Below are 21,649 nucleotides of genomic sequence, written 5' to 3'. Positions count from 1 at the left end.
ACCAATCCCAAAGAGCAAAGGATCGCCTCATGCTTCGCCTAGTGTCCCTTGCCAAATTCGCCGGACACGCGGCTTTCGCGTTGGTCGCGATCGCGTCGGCAACCGGGGTAGCGCAGGGCGCGGTGCCGCAAATCCAGGTGGCGTTTCCCACCGACGCCGCGCTCACCTGCCCGAACATCCTTTCGGAAGTAAAATTCAGGAACGACGAGCTTGATGTGCTTCAGGACGCCATGAATAAGGTCGAGGTGAACCCTAGCGCGGAAACCGAAGCGATCGCGGCCGCCATGCACGCCGTGGGTCTTCTTTCGGTGATGTTGCAGGTGCCGGCACCTATCTCGAAGGTCGTCTCAGGCGCCGGATCGATGGCGCATCTCAAAAGCGCCAGCGAAGATCTCAAGCGGGCTTATGCGCCGCTCCAGACGCAGTTCGATTTCGCGCTCGACCGCATGGATTATCTGCACGGCCTTTATCAGCGGCGCTGCGCCGGGGGTGGACGTTAAGCGTGCCGAAGCCCGCATTCCGCGAAACCCTTCGCCCCCGTTTCCCACGCCCCGGTGCCAATCACCGAGAGAATATGAGGAAGAGAATGATGTTCAGAACTGCAACAATGTCGATTCTTGCCGCTGTGGCGTTGACCGCAGTAGCGCCCGCAATGGCTTGGCAAGATGCCGACGCCACCTCCAGCGATGGCGCCAAGCCCGGCGACCAAGCGCTGACGTGCGATCAGTTGCGAACAGAGATGAGCGCGCTTGAGGGCGAGCTGCTCGGCATGACGAAGAAGGTTGAAACGATCGCCAAGCAGCAGACCACCGGTATGCTGGCGAAGCAGTCGGCTGGCAATCTTGCGAAACAGGCGCTCTCGGGTCTGGCCAGCACGCTGATCCCCGGCGCGGGCGGTTTGATCAGCATGGGAATGGGTGCGGCGACCTCTCCGGACATGGGGAACGGCGAGCGCGCTGCGGCGATGATGAGTGCGCTCCAGCCGGTGATCGAACAGCAGACCGTCATGGCGCAGCGGATGCAGCATGTCGGGACCCTTCACGCCGACAAATGTGCCGCCAGCGCCAGCAGCGCGCCGCACACCGCGTCGCAATAACGCGGCTTCGGCGCTCGTGTCTAATATTGCTCAGTGGTCCCTCTGACGAAGCGCCTGCCGTATTCCCCCCCTCGCATGGTGCGGCGAGGGGGTGGGGCGACCATTGGGGGTAAAGGCCGCCCCGCCGCAACCCAGAGCGAGGATGTTCTGGAAACGGTTTCCCAGATCCATGGAGTATCCATGCACCTGCGGACGCTGTTGCCATATTTTGTGGCTTTGGGTGGTCTGCTGCGACGATTGCACGGTTTGAATCGACGAGTGAGTCGGCGTCGACGTCTCGACGAACTGGCAAAATAATCCTCAAGCAAAATCCACTATTCCCCTTGGACGCCCTGGTCCACTATCGCGAGGTGGGCATCGTCGCGATGAGCAGGGAAATCGGGATAAGACCGTGAGCGTGCCAACAAAGCGAACGCGCTAGGAAGGAAAGTCCGCGACATGGTGAAGATAGGGTGGGGCGGATCACGCGTCTCGATGAATCTCGGCATCGTGCCCATCGCGATGCTCTATTGGGTCAGTTTCGTTCTGGTGACGTCAGTCAGCGCTGTTTTGCGCGGATATCAATATGGCTGGATCAACGTCCCTCTGGACGCCACCACCATCGTCTATGCGACGGTGACCGGGCTGGGGGTCTTTCATATTCTCGCCCGGCTGATGCGCTTGCCGATCAAGCAACAGGCGATCGCGGTGATCGCGACAATATTCGTCTTTGTGTTTGTCTTTGACGTCGGATTCCAGCTGATCCGAACGGTTTTTGGCCCGGACGCTGCGCAGCTTACCGTCGCGACGGCGGTCACCGGGCCCAATATTCTCTCGGGCGGATTATTCTGGTTCGTGCCCTTCTGCCTGTGGGCGGCGGCGATGATGGCGCTCCTCCACAATGAAGAGGCCCGAAAACGCGAGCGCCTGCAACTTGTGGCTGAGGCCGATGCCAATGCGCAACTTGCGCGCGCCGCTGATGCGGAGCGCAAGGCGACGTCGGCGGAACTCTCGCTTCTGCGGCTTCAGCTCAATCCCCATTTCATGTGCAATACGCTCGGCGCGGTCTCGACGATGATTGTCGAAGGGCAGCATGATGCGGCCAATCAGACGGTGGAGAAGCTCGCGCGGTTCCTGGGCGATGTCGCCGATTCGGGGCAGAGCCATGACAATCTGCTCAGCGACGAATTCGACATCGTCGATACCTATCTGGCGATCGAATGCTTCCGTTTTGACGATCGTTTGCGGGTTTCGCTGACGTTGCCGGTCGACCTTGAGGATGCGCTGGTGCCGAACTTCATTCTGCAACCGCTGGTCGAAAATGCCATCAAACATGCGGTGACCCACTCGACCGAAACGATCACGCTGTCGGTATCGGCACGGCAAGAGGCGGATACGTTGGTTGTTTCGGTCGAGGATAACGGAACCGGCGTATCGACGGCCAGGAGTGATGCTGGCAGGGGCGGTATTGGACTGTCGAACACGAAATCGCGCCTCTTGCTGCGCTATGGCGACGCCGCAAAGCTCGAGGCGGAGCCAGCCGAACGCGGCTTTCGATCGACGATCCACCTTCCGCTGGAAATTCAGCGCTAGGCAGCCGATAGAGGCCTGTCCCGGCGGCCACGACATAAGCCCGCCGCGCCGCGCGCGCTCGTCGCGCTCATTCAATCATTTGTCGCGGAACGCTCTGTGTTTTCGTCCCTCGGCGGCACGATCATGGCGACTCCGGTGAGCGCAGGGTCGCCAATCGATGTGCTGCCGGGGTCGCTAACCTAACGACAAAGGACGTATGATGAAACCGATGGTGTGGGCGCTCATGCCCGTTCTGGTGCTGGGCATGGATACCTCGGCCTCTGCGGCCAAGCCCAAGCCCAAGCAGGATGACAAGATGGTCGAAACGGCCGTCGTCGTCCCCGCCGACGCGTCGTGCAGCGTGGAAAAGAAGGAAAAGAAGAAGCGTGGCGGCCTAGGCGGGATATTGCGCGCGGCGCGCAATTCCGGGCTCCTCAATATCGTGGCTGGTCAAACAGGAACCGGCGGCGCAGTGGCCAACTCCGTGGCAGGCACCGCGATCGACGTTGCCGATGCGAGCGCCAGCGCGCGGGCGGCGTCACCAGTACCAGAAAAGCCCACATGCTGATTATGGTCGCGTTGGCGATTTGTAGCATAGAACACGCAACAAATGCGTTGCGTTTTAACGGGCCCGTAAATTAACGGGCCCGTAAAGGTGAACTTGGGTGCGATGGCGACCATCACGCCCGTAAGCTACATCAACCTGATTTGGCCCTGAGAGCGGAACGTCTTAAAACGGCCAGACGTTGCCTCAAACCGCGAAAAGCTTGTCCCAATAGGGCGGGTCTCCAAAACTTCGTCGTAAACTTTCAGCAAGGGCAATAATCTTAGCCGATGCGCCATGATCGCGAGGGTAGGTGATAAACAGCTCGGCTCCTTCTGCTCGGGCGCTGATATCCACTTCGGCCAGCTCGCCGCTGGCAATGCTGTCGTGCACGAAGAAGGTCGGCAACAGCGCGATCCCGATCCCGGCGAGCGCCGCGTCTTTCATGATCATGCCGTTGTTAACGCGTAGCGCGGGTGTTGGCCTAACTACCGACCACCCGGTGAGGCTGTCGAAGCGCCAGTCACTTTCGCGATTGGAATATAAAATGCCCCGATGGTGAGCTAGTTCGGCCAGCGAAGTTGGTTGGCCATGTTCCAGCAAATAGCCCGGCGAGGCGACGAGCAGACGCCGACTTGTGGCGAGGCGTTTGGCGATCAGCCGCGTGTCGCTGACTGAGCCATGCCGCAGCACGGCATCGAACCCATCGGCCGCGGCGTCGACAAACTGATCGTCGAGTTCGAGCGTAATATCGATTTCCGGATGCTCCGTGAGGAATTTACACAGTGCGGGTCCGGACGCGACTGATTGGTCGGGCGAGCGGGGTACGATGCTGCTGCGGCGGCGGCTTCGAAGCAGCTCGAATAGCCGGCTCACCGACCCCGACAGCGACTGTCCTCCGGCAAGTCTAGATGGGAATTTGAGGGCTCGGACCCGGACGCAGTGTCCGGGCGGGAGCCCATTATGACCCCGACCAAATTGCTCATCGGCCAGATATTGATCGTGTTCGCGATCGTCATCCTCGGCGTCTGGGCCGCCACGCAATGGGCGGCGGCCATGCTCGGCTATCAGCGCGAGCTCGGCGCGCCCTGGTTCGCCGTCGGCGCGTTTCCCGTCTATCGCCCTTGGGCGCTCTTCGCATGGTGGTACCATTATGAGGCCTATGCGCCGCATGTCTTCGACAAGGCCGGCGCGCTCGCGGCGACCAGCGGTTTCATCGGCTGCGGCGCGGCGATCGGCGGCTCGCTCTGGCGCGCGCGCCAGAAGGGGCAGGTCACGACCTACGGCGCGGCGCGCTGGGCCAAGGAGCGGGAGGTCGATGCCGCGGGCCTGCGCGGCGATGCCGGCGTCTTTCTGGGTTCGCTCGGCGGTCGCTATCTGCGCCACGACGGTCCCGAGCATGTCATGGCCTTCGCGCCGACGCGAAGCGGGAAGGGGGTGGGGCTGGTTGTTCCGACCTTGCTGAGCTGGACTGGCTCCACCGTCATCCACGACATCAAGGGCGAGAATTGGCAGCTTACCGCGGCCTGGCGCTCGCGCTTCTCGCACTGTCTCTATTTCGACCCGACCGACATCCGCTCGGCGCGCTACAATCCGCTGCTCGAAGTGCGCAAAGGCGCGTGCGAGGTTCGTGACGCCCAGAATATCGCCGATATCCTCGTCGACCCTGAAGGCGCGCTCGAGCGGCGGAATCACTGGGAGAAAACGTCGCACGCCCTCCTCGTCGGCGCGATTCTCCACATTCTCTATGCCGAGGAAGAAAAGACGCTCGCGCGCGTCGCGACCTTTCTCTCCGACCCGTCGCGCAGCTTCGCCGCGACCCTTGTCGCGATGATGCGCACCAACCACCTCGGAACCGCCGACGCAGTCCGCGTCCACCCGGTTGTGGCGTCGGCGGCACGCGAGCTGCTCAACAAGAGCGAGAATGAGCGCTCGGGCGTGCTGTCGACCGCGATGTCATTTTTGGGGCTCTACCGCGATCCGACCGTGGCCGCGGTCACCTCCGGCTGCGACTGGCGCATTGCCGATCTCGTGACCGCCGAACGCCCGCTCTCGATCTATCTCGTCATCCCGCCTTCGGACATCTCGCGCACCAAGCCGCTGGTCCGGCTGATCCTCAACCAGATCGGCCGCCGCCTCACCGAGAAACTCGAAGTCCAGCAATCGACGGTGCGTCGCCATCAGCTGCTCCTCATGCTCGACGAGTTCCCGGCGCTCGGCCGTCTCGACTTTTTCGAGACCGCGCTCGCCTTCATGGCGGGATACGGCATCCGCGCCTTCCTCATCGCCCAGTCGCTCAACCAGATTTCGAAAGCCTATGGCGAGAACAACGCCATCCTCGACAATTGTCACGTGCGCGTTGCCTTTGCGACCAACGACGAGCGGACCGCCAAGCGCATTTCCGACGCGCTCGGCACCGCGACCGAGCAGCGCGCGATGCGCAACTATGCCGGACACCGGCTCGCGCCCTGGCTCGCGCACGTCATGGTCAGTCGCCAGGAAACCGCGCGCGCGTTGCTGACGCCCGGCGAAGTGATGCAGCTACCGCCGAGCGACGAGCTCGTGCTGGTCGCGGGACTTGCCCCGATCCGGGCGAAGAAGCTGCGCTACTATGACGACGCGAACTTTCAGGCGCGGCTCGGGCCGCCGCCCGCGCTGAGCGACACCGGCTATGCCGACCGGCCTGCCGAGCGCGGGGACGATTGGCGCGGCGCCGCGGCGGCCATGCTGCCGGAGGAGCCAGCTGCGGCGGCGGATGAACCTGGTCCGGAAGATGGCGGCGCGCAGCAGGCGCGTGAACCCGAGCTTGCCGACGCCGCTCCGCCGCCGCCTGCCGCCCAGCGCCCTACCAATCCGCTCGGCATCGAGGACGATGTCGATCCCGCGATCGACAAGAAGCTGATGGACCGGGCGCGTCCGCTAGCGCCAGCCGTCGTCGGCCACGCCATGGAAGAAGCGGTCGGCGAGCAGCTGGGGCTTGGGCTGTGAGCAGGCGCGGCGGACTGGTGCGCCACCAGCTTTTCATCCCGCGCGAGCTGAGCGAGCGGCTGGCGGCGCTCGCCGCCAGGCCCGGCGTCACCAGGTCGTCGATCCTCGCCGAGGCGCTCGATGCCTGGCTGTCGCGCAAGGGGATAAGCGAATTGCAGGAGCGGTTCGGCCCGCGGCTCGACACCATGACGCGCGCGCTCGCCCGGATCGAGCGCAACAGCCAGATCGAGATCGAAATCCTCGCGCTGCTCGCGCGCTATCTCCTCACTTCTGTCCCCCCGCTCGCCGAAGGCGACGATGCCGGGCGCGCGCAGGGCCGCGAGCGCTTCGAATGGTTCACGATGAAGGTCGCCGAGGCGTTCCGCGCCGGTCGCGGCAGTTTCGGAACAAGGAGCGGGTCGTGAGCTTGGCCGTCTCCGCCGACCGGCGGCGCGCGATGCTGCGCACCGCGATGGGCCCCGCGATCGAGGCGGCGCTGGCGAACGCCCATGTCGTCGAGGTGATGGTCAATCCCGATGGCGCGCTCCGCGTCGATGTGCTCGGCGAAGGCCGCGTCGACACCGGCGTGCGCATGGCGCACGACCAGGTCGAGCGCATCATCCGCCTCGTCGCATCCCATGCCCGCACCGAGGTTCATGCGGCCGCGCCGATCGTGTCCGCCGAACTGCCACCGCATGGCGAGGGGGCAGGCGAACGTTTCGAAGGCCTGCTGCCGCCGGTCAGTCTCGCGCCCTGCTTCTCGATCCGCAAACCGGCAGCCCGGGTCTACACGCTGATGGATTATGTCAGCGCCGGCATCGCAAGCGGCGAGGCCGCGCGCCTTCTGTCGCTTGGCGTCACCGAACGGCTCAACATCCTCGTTGCCGGTGGCACCAGCTCGGGCAAGACGACGCTCGCCAACGCGCTGCTCGCCGAGATGGCGAGCCTCGACGAGCGCGTGATCCTGATCGAGGATACGCGCGAACTCCAATGCCCGGCGCCTGATCGCGTCGAGCTGCGCACGCGGGCCGGTGCGGTGTCGATGGCCGATCTCGTGCGCTCGACGCTGCGGCTGCGTCCCGATCGCATCATCGTCGGCGAGGTCCGCGGCGCCGAGGCGCTCGACATGCTCAAGGCCTGGAACACGGGTCATCCCGGCGGCATCGCGACCGTCCATGCCAACGGCGCCGCCTCCGCGCTCACCCGGATCGAGCAGCTTGTCCAGGAGAGCGTGGTCTCCGTGCCGCGCCGCCTGATCGCCGAGGCGATCGACCTCATCGTCTTCATCGCCGGGCGCGGCGCCGCGCGCCGCATCGCGACGATCGCGCGCGTCGAGGGCGTCGGCCCGAGCGGCGATTATGTGCTCAACGAACTCCCCATCCATCCCCAAGACCCAGACTGAAGGAGATACTCGATGCGTCTGATATCGTTAAAACAATCGCCCGTGGCTTTGCCGCTAGCCGTGCTTTTGTCCGTCGGCGCTGCGTGTGGGAGCGCGCTCGCCGCCGGATCGGGAATGCCGTGGGAGGCGCCGCTCCAGCAAGTCCTCGAATCGGTGCAGGGGCCGGTGGCCAAGATCATCGCGGTGATCATCATCATCACCACGGGTTTGACCCTGGCATTCGGCGAGACGTCGGGCGGCTTCCGGCGGCTGATCCAGATCGTCTTCGGTCTCTCGATCGCCTTTGCCGCGTCGAGCTTTTTCCTGTCCTTCTTCAGCTTCGGCGGCGGGGCGCTCGTTGCATGAGCCATTTGGCAGGCTATGAGGCGCCGATTCACCGCTCGCTCGCCGATCCGATCCTGCTCGGCGGCGCGCCGCGGGGGCTTGCGATCGTCAACGGTACGATCGCAGCCGCGATGGGGCTCGGGCTCCAGCAATGGGTCGCCGGGCTCATCCTGTGGGCGCTCGGGCACACGCTGATGGTGTTTGCCGCGAAGCGCGATCCCGATTTCGCGCCGGTGCTGGCGCGCCACCTGCGGCAAAAAGGCGAACTGTCGTGCTGAACCTCGCCGAATATAAGCGGCGCGCCGACCAGCTTGCCGATCATCTGCCCTGGGCGGCGCTCGTTGCGCCGGGGATCGTCCTCAACAAGGACGGCAGCTTCATGCGGTCCATCGCCTTTCGCGGCCCCGATCTCGACAGCGCGACCGAGGCCGAGCTTGTCGCTGCCTGCGCGCGCGCGAACAATATGCTCCGGCGCTTCGGATCGGGCTGGGCGCTCTTCTTCGAGGCCGAGCGTGTCGCCGCGGGGGGCTATCCCGAAAGCTGCTTCCCCGACGCGGCGTCATGGCTTGTCGATGCCGAACGGCGCGCGGCGTTCGAGGATCGCGAGCGCCAGCACTTCGAGAGCCTGTTCCATCTGACCCTCGTCTGGATGCCGCCTGCCGACCAGGCCGACAGTGCCGGTCGCGCGCTGATCGAGCGGCCCGATGCGGCCAGGGGCACCCGCGACTGGCGCAAGACGCTGGCGCAGTTCGAGGCGGAGAGCCTGCGTGCGATCGACCTGATGGCGACGTTCATGCCCGAGGTGCAGGCGCTGGGGGACAGCGAGACGCTGACTTATCTCCACCGCGCGATCTCGCCGCATCGCCACGGCGTCCACGTTCCTGCGACCCCGATGTATCTCGACGCGCTGCTTGCCGACACCCCGCTCACCGGCGGGCTCGAACCGATGCTCGGCGATCGCTATCTGCGCACGCTGACGGTCCTCGGCTTCCCGTCGGTCAGCCGTCCGGCTATTTTCGACGCGCTCAATTCGCAGGATTTCGCCTATCGCTGGACGACGCGCTTCATCGCGCTCGACAAGGCCGAAGCGACGGCGGCGCTCACCAAGCTCCGGCGGCAATGGTTCAACAAGCGCAAGTCGCTCTCGGCGCTGCTGCGCGAAGTGATGTACAACCAGCCGGCGCAACTTCTCGACAGCGACGCCGACAACAAGGTCGTCGATGCCGATGCCGCGCTTCAGGCGCTCGGCGGCGATCATGTCGCATTCGGCTATCTGACCACGACGATCACCGTGTCGGACCGCCATCGCGCGCGCGCCGAGGAAAAGCTGCGCGCCGCCGAGCGCATCGTCCATTCGCTGGGCTTCACCGCGATCCGTGAAAGCGTCAACGCGGTCGAGGCGTGGCTCTCCAGCCTGCCGGGACATGTTTACGCCAACGTCCGCCAGCCGCTCGTCCACAGCCTCAATCTCGCGCACCTGATGCCGCTATCGTCGGTGTGGGCTGGGCCGGTCTGGAACAGCCATCTCGGCGGCCCGCCTCTGCTCATGGCCGAAACCGGCGGCTCGACGCCGTTTCGACTTTCGACGCATGTCGGCGACGTCGGCCATATGATGATCGCCGGCCCGACCGGGGCGGGAAAGTCGGTCCTGCTTGCCCTGATCGCACTGCAGTTCCGCCGTTATGCCGACGCGCAGCTCTATATCTTCGACAAGGGCAATTCGGCGCGCGCCGCGGTGCTGGCGATGGGCGGACGCCACCATGCGCTGGGCGAGGGCGACAGGCCGCTCGCCTTCCAGCCGCTGCGCCATATCGACCGCGCCGAGCAGCGCAGCTGGGCGGCCGACTGGATCGCCGCGCTCGTCGCGCACGAGGGTATCGCGGTGACCCCCGATATCAAGGATGCGATCTGGTCGGCGCTGACCAGCCTCGCCAGCGCCCCGGCATCCGAACGGACGCTCACCGGGCTCTCGCTCCTCTTGCAGTCGAACGCGCTGAAAGCCGCGCTTCAGCCGTTCACGCTCGAGGGGCCGCACGGGCGGCTGCTCGACGCGGCCGAGGACGGGCTGTCGCTCGGATCGATCGAATGTTTCGAGACCGAAGCGCTGATGGGGCAGGCGAGTGTGGTCGAGCCGGTGCTGTCTTACCTCTTCCACCGTCTCGAGACGCGCTTCGACGGACGACCGACCTTGCTGATCCTCGACGAGGCCTGGATCTTTCTCGACAATCCGCTCTTCGCGGCGCGCATCCGCGAATGGTTGAAGGTGCTGCGCAAGAAGAATGTCGCGGTGATCTTCGCGACGCAGAGCCTTGCCGACATTTCGAACAGCAGCATCGCGCCCGCGATCATCGAAAGCTGCCCGCAGCGTATCCTGCTGCCGAACGACCGGGCGGTCGAGCCGCAAGCCCAGGCCGCCTATGCCGCCTTCGGGCTCAACGCGGCGCAGATCGAGATCGTCGCGCGCGCGACGCCGAAGCGCCAATATTATCTCCAATCGGCGCGCGGCAACCGGCTGTTCGAGCTGGGGCTCGGTCCGGTCGCGCTCGCGCTTTGCGGCGCCTCCGATCCGGTCACGCAGGCGCGCATCGATGCCATCCTCGCCGCAAATGGCGACGCCGATTTTGCCGCGCACTTCCTTCGCGCCGCCGGCCTCGGCTGGGCGGCCGAGCTGCTCGCCGATTTTCCCAGCACCCAAATGCCCAACCCATCCATCCCCCCCGAAGGAGAATTGCCATGAAGATGCTTGCCCGCCTGTTGTCGATCGGTGCCGCCCTCCCGGCGCTGCTGCTGGCCGTGCCATCCGCCGCAATGCCGGTGTTCGACAGCGCCAATTATTCACAGAACCTGCTCACCGCGGCGCGCACGCTCAAACAGATCGATCAGCAAATCAAGCAGTTACAGAATGAAGCGAAGATGCTCGCCAACATGGACAAGCATTTGAAGCGTTTCGATTTCCCCGAGATCGAGAAGCTGAAGGGCAATCTCGCGCGCGTCGACGCCCTGATGGCGCGGGCCGAGGGGATCGACTTCGGCGTCGACCGGCTCGACGCGCGCATGGCAGCGCTGTTTCCGAAGGATTTCTCCGACATGACCCGCTCGGCGAGTGTCGCCAATGCCAAGGCGCGGCTCGAGACCGCGATGGCGTCGTACCGCCGCACGCTCGCGGTCCAGGCGCGCATCGCCGCTGACCTCAAGGACGACGCGGCAACGCTGGCCGAGGTCGCGGCGCGCAGCTCGGCCGCCGAGGGCAGCCTGCAGGCCAGCCAGGCGACGAACCAGTTGCTCGCGCTCGCCGCCAAGCAGCAGATGCAGGTCCAGCAGATGATGGCGGCCGCCTATGAGGCCGACATGCTCGACCGCGCGCGCGCTGCGCAGAGCGCGGCGGAAGCGCGCGAGCGCACGCGCCGCTTCCTTGGCGACGGCAAGGCCTACACGCCGATCCGCTGATTTTCGACACGGACGGCGGTGGCTGCCCCTCTCCTGGCCCGCCGTTCGCCGCGGGGTCTCGGTCGCTCCCCCTCGAGACCCCGCGGATATCTTCACCGCTCTTGAAAGCCTGCCCGATGGACGATCTCAATGTCATCGACCGCTTCATGGAAGCCTTCATTCGCTACATAGACAGCGGTTTCGGGCTGCTCGGCGGCGATGTCGCTTTCCTGACCAGCATTTTGATCGGCATCGACATCACGCTGGCCGGTCTGTTCTGGGCTATGGGCGGCGAGAATGACGTCATCGCAAAGCTGCTCAAGAAGATCCTCTATGTCGGTGTCTTTGCCTTCATCATCGGCAGTTTCGGCACGATCGCCGATATCATCTTCCGATCCTTCGCAGGACTGGGCATTACCGCCGGCGGCGGCAGCATTTCGGCCGAAGATCTTCTGAAACCCGGACGCCTCGCCGCGGCAGGATTCGAGGCCGCCCATCCCCTGATCGATCAGATCAAGGACATGCTCGGACCGATCGATTTCTTCGAAAACTTCCTCGAGATCATGGTCCTCCTGATCGCCTGGGTGATCATCATCCTCGCCTTCTTCATCCTGGCGATCCAGCTCTTCATCACCATCATCGAATTCAAGCTCGTGAGCCTTGCGGGCTTCGCCCTCATTCCTTTCGCCCTGTGGGGCCGGACCGCCTTCCTCGCTGAGCGCGTTTTGGGCAGCGTCGTGTCGTCGGGCGTCAAGGTCATGGTGCTCGGCGTCATCGTCGGCATTGGCTCGGGCTTCTTTCCCGACTTTCTCGGCGCGGTCGCCGGCTCCGAGCCCGATCTTGAAGAGGCAATGGCGCTGGCGCTTGGATCACTCGCGTTGCTCGGGCTTGGCATATTCGGTCCCGGCATTGCGTCCGGCCTTGTTGCCGGTGCACCGCAGCTTGGCGCCGGCGCAGCGGTCGGCACGGTCGCCGCCGCCGCGGGCACGATGGTCGTCGCGGGCGGCGCCGGTTTGGCGGCGGCGCGCGCGGGCGGCGGGGCGGCGCTCGGCGCGGTCCGCGCCGGGACGTCGATGGGAGCGGCCGCGTCCACCGCCTACAAGCTCGGCCAGGAAACCTCGGGCTCGCCGTCGGTTGGCGCCGGTCTCGGCGGGGTCGCGACCGCCCTGCACGGCGCCGCTGCCAATGCGGCGCGGCGCGCGAGCGCGGGCTTGGGCATCAGCGAGGCGGCGGCCGCCGGGCGCGATGGCGCCTGGAACGCGGGCAAGCGAACCGACCGCGCCGCGCCGCCGTCATCGCCTGAAAATGCGACATCGTCGAGCGTCGCCCCTGCGTGGGCGGCAGGTCTCAAGGCTGACCAGCGCCGCGGCGCAGCGCGCCAGGCGGCGGTCCATGTGATTTCCGACGGGAGCCGCGGCGGTAGCGGCGCGAGTCCCGACATCGCCGAGAAGGAGGATTGATCCGATGAAATTCAAACGACCCATCCAGCGTTACGGCCGCACCCCCGAGCCGGTCACGCCCTATCAGCGCGCGGCCCAGGCCTGGGACGACCGGATCGGCGCCGCGCGCGTGCAGGCGCGAGGCTGGCGGATCATGGCGTTCGGCGGGCTGCTGCTTTCGACCGGACTTGCCGCCGGGCTGGTCTGGCAGTCGGTGCAGAGCCGCGTGACCCCATATGTGGTGGAAGTCGACCGGCTCGGCGAAGCGCGCAGCGTCGCGCCAGCGGCATCCGACTATAATCCCACCGACCCGCAGATCGCCTGGGCGCTGGGCCGGTTCATCTCGAACGTGCGCGGCATATCGCTCGACCCCGTGTTGATGCGCGAGAACTGGCTCGCCGCCTATGATTTTGCGGGCGAGCGCGGCGCACTCTTCCTCAACCAATATGCCCGGTCGGCCGATCCGTTCGCGCAGGTCGGGGCGCGATCGGTTTCGGTCGAGATCGTCAGTGTGGTGCGGGCCTCGCCCCGGACGTTCCAGGTCAAATGGCGCGAGAGCCTATTCGAACGCGGCAGCCTCGCCTCGACGTCGCGCTGGACCGCGATCCTGACCGTCGCCGTCAAACCGCCGCGAACGGCCGAGATTCTGCGCAAGAACCCGCTCGGCCTCTATGTCGAGGCGATCGACTGGAGCCGAGAATATGAAGCCGCCGAGCCCGTGCGGGCACGGCGCGATGGTCAAAAAGGCGAGGCCGCGCCGCTTCCCGGGTCCGCGCCGGAGCTGCCGCGGGCGCCCGCCATACCGATTTCCACCGCATCCGAAGGGAAAATGCCATGAAGCCGATTCTGATTTGCCTGCTTGCCGCCGGAACGGCGGTGGTGCCACCTGCACAGGCGGCACCGGGCGGGAGCGCGGAGCGCGTTCGCGCCGCTGGCGCGGCAGCCATCAAGGAACCGCGGCGCGAAGATTATCGCGGTGCGATCCAATCCTATGCCTATACCGAGGGCGCGATCTACCGGCTCGTCGCCGCGCCCGGCCATGTGACCGCGATCGCGCTCGAGCCCGGCGAAGCGCTGCTCGCGGTGGCCGCTGGCGACACCGCGCGCTGGACCGTCGGCGATACGGTGAGCGGCGCAGGCGAGCAGCAGCGCATCCACATCATGATCAAGCCGCTGGCGCCATCGCTCGCCACCAACCTCATCATCACGACCGACCGGCGCGTCTATCATCTCGCGCTCACCAGTACGGCGGCCACCGCAATGGCTGCAATCCGCTGGACCTATCCTGGCGATGCGCTGCTCGCGATCAAGCGGGCCGCCTCGGCGATGCGCGAGCAGACGGTCGGGCGCTTGGGGGTTGATCCCACGGCGTTCAACTTTGGCTATCGCATCAGCGGTGACCGCGCGCGATGGCGTCCGCTGCGCGCCTTCGACGATGGGCGGCAAACCTTCATCGAGTTTCCGCCGAGCCTGGCGCAGGGCGAGGCGCCGCCGCTGTTCGTGACCGGGGACAGCGGCAGCCCTGAACTTGTCAATTATCGTGTGTCGGGACGCTATTATGTCGTCGACCGTATCTTCGACCGCGCCCAACTAAGGCACGGCACCAAACGCCAGACGGTTATCCATATCGTCCGCGCAGGGGACGCACGGTGAGCGGGGAAGATCGAGACACCACGGGCGAAGAGGCCGACGCGGCCGCGGAAGATCGCCCTGATACGCATATCAACCCAGCGCCGACCAAGGTCGATCCCGAGACGCTCGTGCTGCGCGGTTCGCCGCGCCGGGTCGCGCGTTTCCGGCGCGAGATCATCATCGGCGTGGCGGTCGTGGGCGCCCTGGCTATTGCGGCCGTGACATGGATCGCGCTCAAGCCCATGTCCTTCAGGCTCGCGGCGAGCGGCGACGAGATGTTCGAAAAGGCGCAGGGCAAGACGCCGGAAGCGCTCGCTGGAACACCCGGCCGTTATGACGAGATTCCCAAGCTCGGGCCACCGCTGCCGGGCGACCTCGGTCGGCCGATCCTTGAGCATCAGCGCAAGATGGACGGGCAATATCCCCCCGCGTTCGCGGCAGACGACCGCGCTGCCGCGCTCGAAGCCGAGCGTGAGCGGCGAGCGGCCGAGGAGACGGCGGCGCGCCAGTCGGCCGTCATGATGTCGATTGGCGGGCGACGCGAGGAATTGTCCTCCGGTGGCGCGCGAAGCGGAGTTTCACCGCCATTGGCCGAGCCAGAAGTGCCATCGGCGCGAGCCGCTGGCCCGGGGCCGACGATTGCAGCGAGTTCGAACGTCAGCCCGCATCGTATCGAGGCAGCGGCATCGCCGTGGCTTATCAGCAGCGGCAGCGTCATCGCGGGAAGCCTGGTCACTGGCCTCAATAGCGATCTGCCCGGTCTCGTCGTCGGCCAGGTCAGCGAGAATATCTATGACAGCGTCACGGGGCGCACGCTCCTGATACCGCAGGGGGCGCGGCTGATCGGGCGTTATGAGAGCGATACGGCTTACGGGCAGCAGCGTGCGTTCGTCGTGTGGCAAAGGATCATCTGGCCCGATGGCGCATCGCTGACCCTCGACGATGCGCCCGCCAGCGATGCCTCCGGCTTTGCCGGGATCAGGGACCGCGTCGATGCGCACGGCTGGCAACTGATCAAGGGCGTGGCGCTCTCCACTCTCCTTGGTGTCGGCACCGAATTGAGCACCGGAAACGACGAGAGCGAGCTCGTGCGCGCAATGCGCGGCTCCGCGCAGCAAAGCGGAAGCAGGGCAGGCGACAGGCTCGTTGGGCGGAGCCTCGACATCAAGCCCACGCTCATCATTCGGGCAGGCACGCCCGTGCACGTGCTCGTCCACAAGGATCTCGTGCTGCGTCCATGGACCGGGAGCTGACGTCGATGACCGCATTGAAGCTTCCGAAGCTACCCGATCGCCCGCCGATTAAAATTAGATGGGCATGATAGCGTTCGGGGTTTCCTTCTCGCCAATCGGAAGCGGCCAGACCTCAGAGCGACGAAAAATTTGAGTTTCCGGCACAGCGATGAATGATTGTCACAGCCTGCCGCGCTGCTCAGACAACTGGTCGGCATGGGGCGGAAACTGACGCCGAAGGCGGACCGCCTTGGTCGCTGGCGTCGTTTTTCGACCGGGCCGCGACGCGGCCGCACGACCCTACCAGTGCTATCGCCTTAGGGCGCCCAATGAATGTCGACTGGTAGTTCGGTTTCTGCCAGGACGCGGCCGATCGGGTAGGGCGAGGCGCGGCCCTGATTGATCGCGCTCTGGATCACGGCGCGCTTCTCGTCGCCCCGGACGGCGATCAGCAGGGCCCTGGCCGCGGCTATTGCGCCGAGGCTGAGGGTCACGCGCGGGACCGGGGCGTCGGCGGGCATCGGATCGGGCATGACCCCCAGGGCGCGCTGCGTCTTGGGGCCGCTCATCGCTTCATCGAAATCCGGTCCCGGAAAGATCGAGGCGGCATGACCGTCACTGCCGACGCCGAGCAGACACAGGTCGAGCGGCCAGTGCAGATCCTGCATCAGGGCATCTGCGGACCGTCCCGCCGCCTTGTAATCTGCGGCAGCGTTCGGAACGATCGGCATTACGCGCGCGCCTTTCGGCAGGAAAAATTTGGCCAGCATGGACACATTGCTGAGCGGGTCGTTGAGCGGGACAATGCGCTCATCGCCGGGCACGATCGTCACGCGCTTCCATTCCAGCTTGGCCGCAGCCAGCGCCTCGTAGATCGGGATCGGCGTCTTGCCGCCGGCAAGCGCAATCACCGCGGCGCCGCGCGCGTCGATCGCGCTTTCGATGATGAAGCCGATATCGCCAGCTACGGCGGCAGCCATTTCGGCCGCATTGTCATAGTCCCACCATTCGATTTCTTCGTTCATGCAATCTTCCTTGCCATGCTCGTCCGTAACGCTGGCGCTGCGCCGAAGGCTGCGGCGCGGCACGCGCCGCTCTATTGCCTGATTGGCCTGGTGGCCAGCCAATCTCTGACGGTCGGCGCCGACCGTCGGTTGCGGCGACCGTCCGCATCCCGGCTAGCGTGGCTGCCTGACTTGCCTGGCAGTCGATCGATCGCGGCGCGAACCGGCAGCGCAGCCGCAAATCTGCCCGCCTGCTCGCCATTGTTGTGCCAATATATTTCGCGCGATTGTCGGTCATGGCGAAGCAAAAAGGCCGCGCCAGTGGAACGCGGCCTTTCCGGCATATTGCATGCAGCCCCCCTCGGCCCCCAGGCAATTAGGAGGGCCAAAGTTATGGCAATTTTACCGTATTGGCCTCGGGCGTCAACCTCCGCTCGAACGCAGCCTGTCCAATATGGGACACCGTGATCGGCCGCCGCCAAATGGGGGTTCGATTTACGCGGCAGCGATATTGGGGTAAAGCTTGATCCAGCGATGAGCTGAAGTTCAGGCGAGGGGAGAGATCCGCAAATGGGGCCACGCTGATCAATGCCGCTACCACCGACTGACCCGCATGAAACGGAGCCGGAAGACGGCGCATGGCTTTGGGCGCTGCTGGCAGGGACCGCGCTGCTTTCGATGATCGGGATTTACAGCGGCGTCCCGCACTAGTGCCGGTATCGCCTGAACCGGTCCGATAGGCCGATAGCGAGAGCCCTTCGGGCAACGGGCAGCGATAGCAGCGGCGCCGCTGCTGTTGGCGATTGGCAGCTGGCGCAAAAGCGAACGAGAAGATCTGTTGCGGAAATCATTGGCAGGACTGGCATGTGGTAGCGTGGTGACGCGGGCTGGGCAGGAAAATGGGAGCAGGCGCATGAATCCGAACAAGGCGCTTTGGGAAAAGGGTGATTTCACCAGGATTGCCGCGGCGATGCGGGAATCCGGAGAGGAGCTGGTCGAAAGCCTCGGCGTGAAGGACGGGATGGAGATACTCGACCTGGGCTGCGGCGATGGCACGACGGCCTTGCCGGCCGCACAGCGCGGGGCGACTGTCCTGGGCGTCGATATCGCGGCGAATCTTGTCGCTGCCGGTAACGTGCGCGCGGCTGCGGCAGGACTGGAGAAGCTCAGGTTTCAGGAAGGCGATGCATCCGACCTTCGCGGGCTGGCGGATGAAAGCTTCGACCTTGTCGTGAGCATCTTCGGCGCGATGTTCGCGCCGCGCCCGTTCGATGTGGCCAAAGAAATGGTGCGGGTGACCCGCAGGGGCGGACGTATCGTCATGGGCAACTGGATCCCTGGAGATCCGACGCTGATCGCCCAATTGTTGAAAACGAGTGCTGCCTACACGCCGCCCCCTCCTGACGGTTTCATCAGCCCCGTCAGCTGGGGCGTGGAAGACAATGTTTATGAGCGCTTCGCCGCGGCGGGCGTGGCCGCCGAGAACATCGGCTGCGAGCGCGCGACCTATGTCTTTCGCAGCCCCGCTCCCCCGCGCGCGTTGCTGGAGACCTTCAAACATTATTATGGTCCAACGATGAACGCCTTCGACGCCGCTTCGAAGGATGGCCGCACGGCTGAGCTCGAGGCCGACTTGGCGCAGCTTTTCGAGCAACACAATCGCGCGGGTGCTGACCGGACGGAGATCCCGGCCACCTATCTCAAGGTGATCGTCACAAAACCCTAAGAGATCCGGTGCGAAACCGGTCAAACGTCGATCGCGGGGCGGGCAGGCCTCGGTCATGGCGCGCTATCATCTGTCGCGCGCCGCAGCCGCCGCGCCGTGAAATCAGCCATCTGCGCCCAACTCTCACGGTCGTCGCCTGCTTCGATGTCGTTCGCGATTGCCCTGGCCGGGCGCCGATCTGGATCGGCCGCTTGTCGCCGAGCGCCTGGTCGCCCCGCCTCCCTTGGTCGCATAGAGGCGGGGCTGCGAGGACAATTGCATGCTGCGCGTTAAGATATGGTGCAGCGCTCCGCAGAAGTGGCGCCAAGGGCGAGACCGAGCATCGAAGTGCACGGGCTGAATCAGGGTAGGCTATCCGCATGGCAGGCTGACGGGTCACGCTGTTGCAGCTAGTTCCTGCTCGTCTCATGGGCGTTGCGGCCAGCATCGCCGATCAGGGAAAAGGGTGCCCACGCGCTCGGATGTGACCACCTTTTGAAGTAAGGATCATCGCGCGGATCGTCGCTTATCTCCCGCGCCACGCGCTGCAGCCCCTCGGCACGCGACAATTGCGGACTGGCCGCCAGAACCTCGAAAAGTCGCACCGTGAGCACGGCCGCGACATCGTCGCGCACCGGCCAGTGGGTGGGCCACAATTGGGTATGCTAAAAGTTGCCAAAAGAGCCTCAGGTCGACCGATACCAACATACGATAATCGACGTTCAAGCGCGGCAGCAACCCATTCGACCTAATTGGCCGTACGTTCTTGACCACTTGCTCGATCCTCCTGATGTTGTGCCGCTCAGGATAGCTACATAACAAACGCCCTTCACGGCCGCGAATTTTTTGCTAGTCATCGTGAATGACCCTTCAATCCATCAACCGATTTGCCCGCAACATTGCCAAGGCCACATTGCGCCTGCCGCGAGGATTTGATCTATACCATGACTTGCGGTTGATCATCCCGGATCCCAAAGTTGTCTTTGATGTCGGCGCCAATATCGGCCAATCGGCAAAGCGGTATCTGAAGGAATTTCCACGCGCGACGATATACTCATTTGAACCCGTCGCCAGCACCTTTCAGCAATTGATCACGAACGTGCGATTTGATCGGCGCTCACCCGAGCTTAGTCGATTCCGACCTGAAATGTGTGCTTTGGGCGCCGAAACGTGCAGCGCTCATATGAAAACTGCGGAGGGTTCTTCAGATATGTTTCAGATAGACCCATCCGGAAACGAAGAGGTCAAGGTCTCCACCGTAGACCATTGGGGCGGCGTCGTCGGGCATGTCGATTTTATGAAGATTGATACTGAAGGCCACGACTTCGAGGTTCTAAAGGGCGCCGAAAAAATGCTTCGCGAGAAGCGCATCACCGCGATCCAAGTCGAAGCGGGGATGTACCCTGGAAATAATTGCCATGTTCCACTCGAAACTTTCAAATCGCACTTCGAGGAACGCGGCTATCTGCTGTTCGGATTCTACGACCAGGTCGAAGAGTTTTTCACCAACGAGCAGCATCTCCGCCGGACGAACCCGGTCTTTGTCGTTCGGAGATAAAGCGGATTTGCGGAAGCCCCTAGCTTTTGCCGTGGGTCGCGCATCATTGAAGCGCTCCTTTTAGGCACCCATCGCAGAGGTTTGAGGTGGTAAAATGAGTTTTCGGAATTCGCACTGCGATTAAATATCCAGGAGAAAGCCCCTATCCGCAACAAAACCGTTGGCGGCGGCCCCTATTTTACGGCCAGGTCAACTATAACGGCCATATCTCGAGGAGAGGCGATCATCAGGTGCGCAGCCTGCTGTACGAAGCGGCCTCTGTCATTCTGACTCGCAGCTCGGCGCAGATTTCCCTGCGCGACTGGCGCCTCAAGCTGCGGGAGCGGATCGGCTTTAAACGCGCCGCCGTCGCCGTTGCCCGCAAACTGGCCGTTATTCTGCACGCCATGCTGAAATTCGGAGAACTGTTCGACAGGCCGGCCGGAGCCCCGGCGTAAGCACGCGCCGGCGAGAGGCTGCTTAGCGGTTCTGTCCCTGCCGGGACGTGGGCTGAACCATTCCGTCTGATGGGATGCACTGGTTCTTCGCCAAGTGCGCCGTCCACATAGGAAGGTTTCGTCCTCGAAGAGCCAACATGCGGCGGCTCATGCCGACCGCGAAAACGACTCTGGCCCGGCATACGGTCAATGCAGAATCCGCTTGCATCCAGCGGCGCGATTAGTTTCCGTTGTGATCAAGCCCGTTTTTCGACCCAAAGGCGGTTTTCTTTGATGAGCGCGTTGGCGATTATGATGAGCTTTCGCGTAAGGGCGACTAGAGCGACCTTTGCCGGTTTTCCGGCCGCGACGAGGCTTTGATATTTTGCCTTGAGATCTGAATTGTAGCGGGCGGCAACGAGGGCCGGCATGTAAAGCGCTCGTCTTACGTTGGCCCGTCCCCCTTGAATGAAGCTGCGCCCTTTCCATTGCCCTGATTGTCGGGTGACGGGAGCCAGGCCTGCAAGGGAAGCGGCTTGTATGGGATCGAGTGCTCCTAACTCTGGCATGGTCGCGACCAGCTGGTCGGCGGTGCGTGTGCCTATCCCGGCAATACTGGAGATGATTTCGTGCCGTCGCGCCAACTCTGAGTCAGCCGCAATGATCGCCGCAAGCTCGGCATCAACCTGTTCGATATGCCGTTCGATCTGATCCAAACGCTTTTTGTGCTGACGCTTGAGGAGAGGCAGCGTCAGGTTCTTCGCTTGATTTTGAAGCGCAATTTTATCGCGGACCAAGCCATCACGAGCGCTGATTAATTCGGCGAGCTTGGCCTGCTGGGGCGTATTGGCTGGGCGCACGGGAGGCTGGAGCGTCGTCGCCATGCGGGCCAGGATTACCGCATCAATTTTATCCGTTTTGGCGAGAGTGCCAATCGCTTGTGCGAACCGCCGCGCGCGAGCCGGGTTGAGCTTGACGCTTGGCAGATCCGACAAAGCCTGCTCGAGCTGTCGGTGGTATTCGCCAGTAGCCTCATAGGCGATCCGATCGATCGACCATTGTCCGAGCCACGCTATCAGCTCCTTGTGGCCCTTGGCGGTATTGGTGAACTGCCGCTCGCAGCCTGCAGGATGGGCATATACATCAAGGGTCGCTTTTGAGGTGTCGATGTCGATGGTTTGGGGTATGGGATTGTCCATCTTTTCCGCTGTCCTACTCTTGTCATCCGGGCCCGAAGCCCTGGTTTCCGTTCAGGTCTGGTGGAAAAGAAAGGGGTGATCACACTAATCGACGGTCATCCACGACCGAGACGGATTCGATCCATCCCCTTCCGCGCCCCCACGGGGGGGGGGG

Annotated in this window: 21 protein-coding genes and 1 pseudogene; 18 read left to right on the top strand and 4 right to left on the bottom strand. The window is 64.2% G+C overall.

Annotated elements, in window-relative coordinates:
- Nucleotides 1–80: 80 nt before the first annotated feature.
- The 4 genes from K0M74_RS00580 to K0M74_RS00565 all read left to right on the top strand — a co-directional run bounded on the left by K0M74_RS00580 (nt 81) and on the right by K0M74_RS00565 (nt 3,215).
- Nucleotides 81–500 carry a hypothetical protein gene (locus tag K0M74_RS00580; protein ID WP_293966890.1) on the top strand — a complete coding sequence of 140 codons (420 nt, stop codon included), beginning with the start codon at nt 81–83 and terminating at the stop codon, nt 498–500.
- A gap of 152 nt (nt 501–652) precedes the next feature.
- Nucleotides 653–1,096, top strand: coding sequence for a hypothetical protein (locus tag K0M74_RS00575; RefSeq protein WP_293966888.1), 444 nt, complete (start codon nt 653–655; stop codon nt 1,094–1,096).
- Nucleotides 1,097–1,534: 438 nt separating this feature from the next.
- Nucleotides 1,535–2,668 carry a histidine kinase gene (locus K0M74_RS00570; RefSeq protein ID WP_293966886.1) on the top strand — a complete coding sequence of 378 codons (1,134 nt, stop codon included), beginning with the start codon at nt 1,535–1,537 and terminating at the stop codon, nt 2,666–2,668.
- Nucleotides 2,669–2,867: 199 nt separating this feature from the next.
- The gene (locus tag K0M74_RS00565; protein ID WP_293966884.1) at nt 2,868–3,215 is read left to right on the top strand and encodes a hypothetical protein; all 348 of its coding nucleotides are present in this window, start codon (nt 2,868–2,870) and stop codon (nt 3,213–3,215) included.
- 183 nt (nt 3,216–3,398) lie between these two features.
- Here K0M74_RS00565 and K0M74_RS00560 read toward each other — a convergent pair whose 3' ends face one another.
- On the bottom strand, nt 3,399–4,067 hold the full coding sequence (locus K0M74_RS00560; RefSeq protein WP_293966883.1) for a substrate binding domain-containing protein: 669 nt from the start codon (nt 4,065–4,067) through the stop codon (nt 3,399–3,401).
- A gap of 87 nt (nt 4,068–4,154) precedes the next feature.
- On the opposite strand from K0M74_RS00560, the gene K0M74_RS00555 reads away from it, so the two are divergent.
- From K0M74_RS00555 to K0M74_RS00505, 11 genes are all read left to right on the top strand, one after another.
- Nucleotides 4,155–6,179, top strand: coding sequence for a conjugal transfer protein TraG (locus tag K0M74_RS00555; protein ID WP_293966881.1), 2,025 nt, complete (start codon nt 4,155–4,157; stop codon nt 6,177–6,179).
- Nucleotides 6,176–6,583: a CopG family transcriptional regulator gene (locus K0M74_RS00550; protein ID WP_293966879.1), complete on the top strand. Its 408-nt coding sequence runs from the start codon at nt 6,176–6,178 to the stop codon at nt 6,581–6,583. The genes K0M74_RS00555 and K0M74_RS00550 overlap by 4 nt, the downstream gene beginning before the upstream one ends.
- Nucleotides 6,580–7,560, top strand: a complete 981-nt coding sequence (trbB, locus tag K0M74_RS00545) for a P-type conjugative transfer ATPase TrbB (protein WP_293966878.1) — start codon at nt 6,580–6,582, stop codon at nt 7,558–7,560. Before K0M74_RS00550 ends, trbB begins: the two co-directional genes overlap by 4 nt.
- A 12-nt stretch (nt 7,561–7,572) precedes the next feature.
- A complete protein-coding gene (locus tag K0M74_RS00540; RefSeq protein ID WP_293966876.1) occupies nt 7,573–7,905 on the top strand; it encodes a TrbC/VirB2 family protein in 333 nt (110 codons plus the stop codon).
- Complete coding sequence (locus K0M74_RS00535; RefSeq protein WP_293966874.1) at nt 7,902–8,162, top strand: VirB3 family type IV secretion system protein; 261 nt, start codon at nt 7,902–7,904, stop codon at nt 8,160–8,162. The genes K0M74_RS00540 and K0M74_RS00535 overlap by 4 nt, the downstream gene beginning before the upstream one ends.
- A complete protein-coding gene (gene trbE / locus K0M74_RS00530; protein WP_293966872.1) occupies nt 8,156–10,621 on the top strand; it encodes a conjugal transfer protein TrbE in 2,466 nt (821 codons plus the stop codon). The genes K0M74_RS00535 and trbE overlap by 7 nt, the downstream gene beginning before the upstream one ends.
- Nucleotides 10,618–11,331 (top strand): P-type conjugative transfer protein TrbJ, encoded by a 714-nt coding sequence (gene trbJ, locus K0M74_RS00525; protein ID WP_293966870.1) that lies wholly within the window; start codon nt 10,618–10,620, stop codon nt 11,329–11,331. The genes trbE and trbJ overlap by 4 nt, the downstream gene beginning before the upstream one ends.
- 116 nt (nt 11,332–11,447) lie before the next feature.
- A complete protein-coding gene (gene trbL, locus K0M74_RS00520) occupies nt 11,448–12,770 on the top strand; it encodes a P-type conjugative transfer protein TrbL (RefSeq protein WP_293966868.1) in 1,323 nt (440 codons plus the stop codon).
- Between the two features lie 4 nt (nt 12,771–12,774).
- Complete coding sequence (gene trbF, locus K0M74_RS00515) at nt 12,775–13,587, top strand: conjugal transfer protein TrbF (RefSeq protein ID WP_293966867.1); 813 nt, start codon at nt 12,775–12,777, stop codon at nt 13,585–13,587.
- Complete coding sequence (gene trbG, locus K0M74_RS00510; RefSeq protein ID WP_293966865.1) at nt 13,584–14,402, top strand: P-type conjugative transfer protein TrbG; 819 nt, start codon at nt 13,584–13,586, stop codon at nt 14,400–14,402. Before trbF ends, trbG begins: the two co-directional genes overlap by 4 nt.
- Nucleotides 14,399–15,634 carry a TrbI/VirB10 family protein gene (locus K0M74_RS00505; protein WP_293966863.1) on the top strand — a complete coding sequence of 412 codons (1,236 nt, stop codon included), beginning with the start codon at nt 14,399–14,401 and terminating at the stop codon, nt 15,632–15,634. Before trbG ends, K0M74_RS00505 begins: the two co-directional genes overlap by 4 nt.
- A gap of 296 nt (nt 15,635–15,930) precedes the next feature.
- Here the strand turns inward: K0M74_RS00505 and pgl are convergent, their stop codons facing one another.
- Nucleotides 15,931–16,638 (bottom strand): 6-phosphogluconolactonase, encoded by a 708-nt coding sequence (gene pgl, locus K0M74_RS00500; RefSeq protein ID WP_293966861.1) that lies wholly within the window; start codon nt 16,636–16,638, stop codon nt 15,931–15,933.
- 892 nt (nt 16,639–17,530) lie between these two features.
- On the opposite strand from pgl, the gene K0M74_RS00495 reads away from it, so the two are divergent.
- Nucleotides 17,531–18,343: a class I SAM-dependent methyltransferase gene (locus K0M74_RS00495; protein ID WP_293966859.1), complete on the top strand. Its 813-nt coding sequence runs from the start codon at nt 17,531–17,533 to the stop codon at nt 18,341–18,343.
- A 389-nt stretch (nt 18,344–18,732) separates the two neighbouring features.
- Here K0M74_RS00495 and K0M74_RS00490 read toward each other — a convergent pair whose 3' ends face one another.
- Nucleotides 18,733–18,957, bottom strand: coding sequence for a CHAT domain-containing protein (locus K0M74_RS00490; protein WP_293966857.1), 225 nt, complete (start codon nt 18,955–18,957; stop codon nt 18,733–18,735).
- A 227-nt stretch (nt 18,958–19,184) separates the two neighbouring features.
- Between K0M74_RS00490 and K0M74_RS00485 the strand changes: the two genes are divergently transcribed.
- Together K0M74_RS00485 and K0M74_RS00480 are read left to right on the top strand one after the other, a co-directional pair.
- Nucleotides 19,185–19,880 (top strand): FkbM family methyltransferase, encoded by a 696-nt coding sequence (locus tag K0M74_RS00485; RefSeq protein WP_293966856.1) that lies wholly within the window; start codon nt 19,185–19,187, stop codon nt 19,878–19,880.
- Nucleotides 19,881–20,062: 182 nt separating this feature from the next.
- Nucleotides 20,063–20,317 (top strand): annotated as a pseudogene (locus tag K0M74_RS00480) (transposase); the annotation flags it as partial.
- Nucleotides 20,318–20,553: 236 nt separating this feature from the next.
- On the opposite strand, the gene K0M74_RS00475 reads toward K0M74_RS00480, so the two are convergent.
- A complete protein-coding gene (locus K0M74_RS00475; RefSeq protein WP_293966854.1) occupies nt 20,554–21,495 on the bottom strand; it encodes an IS110 family transposase in 942 nt (313 codons plus the stop codon).
- Nucleotides 21,496–21,649 lie beyond the last annotated feature (154 nt).

This window comes from Sphingopyxis sp. (assembly GCF_019459305.1).
GTDB lineage: Bacteria > Pseudomonadota > Alphaproteobacteria > Sphingomonadales > Sphingomonadaceae > Sphingopyxis.
Note: the sequence above shows the minus strand (reverse complement) of the source record. Positions and strands in the feature narration are given on the sequence as shown.

What these genes read in the sequence shown, in the direction of transcription:
- K0M74_RS00495 (WP_293966859.1), top strand. Translation starts at nt 17,531, where the DNA reads ATGAATCCGAACAAGGCGCTTTGGGAAAAGGGTGATTTCACCAGGATT.
- trbL (WP_293966868.1), top strand. Translation starts at nt 11,448, where the DNA reads ATGGACGATCTCAATGTCATCGACCGCTTCATGGAAGCCTTCATTCGC.
- K0M74_RS00555 (WP_293966881.1), top strand. Translation starts at nt 4,155, where the DNA reads ATGACCCCGACCAAATTGCTCATCGGCCAGATATTGATCGTGTTCGCG.
- pgl (WP_293966861.1), bottom strand. Translation starts at nt 16,638, where the DNA reads ATGAACGAAGAAATCGAATGGTGGGACTATGACAATGCGGCCGAAATG.
- trbF (WP_293966867.1), top strand. Translation starts at nt 12,775, where the DNA reads ATGAAATTCAAACGACCCATCCAGCGTTACGGCCGCACCCCCGAGCCG.
- trbJ (WP_293966870.1), top strand. Translation starts at nt 10,618, where the DNA reads ATGAAGATGCTTGCCCGCCTGTTGTCGATCGGTGCCGCCCTCCCGGCG.
- trbG (WP_293966865.1), top strand. Translation starts at nt 13,584, where the DNA reads ATGAAGCCGATTCTGATTTGCCTGCTTGCCGCCGGAACGGCGGTGGTG.
- K0M74_RS00485 (WP_293966856.1), top strand. Translation starts at nt 19,185, where the DNA reads ATGACCCTTCAATCCATCAACCGATTTGCCCGCAACATTGCCAAGGCC.
- K0M74_RS00540 (WP_293966876.1), top strand. Translation starts at nt 7,573, where the DNA reads ATGCGTCTGATATCGTTAAAACAATCGCCCGTGGCTTTGCCGCTAGCC.
- K0M74_RS00570 (WP_293966886.1), top strand. Translation starts at nt 1,535, where the DNA reads ATGGTGAAGATAGGGTGGGGCGGATCACGCGTCTCGATGAATCTCGGC.
- K0M74_RS00565 (WP_293966884.1), top strand. Translation starts at nt 2,868, where the DNA reads ATGAAACCGATGGTGTGGGCGCTCATGCCCGTTCTGGTGCTGGGCATG.
- K0M74_RS00535 (WP_293966874.1), top strand. Translation starts at nt 7,902, where the DNA reads ATGAGCCATTTGGCAGGCTATGAGGCGCCGATTCACCGCTCGCTCGCC.
- K0M74_RS00475 (WP_293966854.1), bottom strand. Translation starts at nt 21,495, where the DNA reads ATGGACAATCCCATACCCCAAACCATCGACATCGACACCTCAAAAGCG.
- K0M74_RS00575 (WP_293966888.1), top strand. Translation starts at nt 653, where the DNA reads ATGGCTTGGCAAGATGCCGACGCCACCTCCAGCGATGGCGCCAAGCCC.